Source organism: Halomonas sp. ND22Bw, from assembly GCF_003011945.1.
Classification (GTDB): domain Bacteria; phylum Pseudomonadota; class Gammaproteobacteria; order Pseudomonadales; family Halomonadaceae; genus Halomonas; species Halomonas halophila.
In genome coordinates, this window is sequence record NZ_PXWD01001014.1 from 1 (window position 1) to 266 (window position 266).

Below are 266 nucleotides of genomic sequence, written 5' to 3' on the forward strand. Positions count from 1 at the left end.
ACCGGGTCGCGGCCGCCGAACTGTGGGGCGAACTCCGCCCGTGGGTCGAGCATCTACGTCGGCGCTATGACCTGGGCAATCAGATCCTCTCGTGCTGGTTCAAACACGATCCGCTCGTCGAAGAGCTGACAGCGGCGATGTGGGCGCATCGTGAGGTGTACCAGCAGCTGAACAAGAATCCGTACCACGGAGGAATGGCAGCCTGGCACTACCAAGTGCTCTGGCCGCTCGTTCAGCGCATCCCCACGATGGCCGGCTTCGAGGAA

At 62.8% G+C, this 266-nt stretch carries 1 protein-coding gene; it reads left to right on the forward strand.

The window, feature by feature from the left end:
• On the forward strand, positions 1 to 266 hold a 266-nt coding region (locus CVH10_RS26090; protein WP_219924950.1), incomplete at both ends, for a hypothetical protein.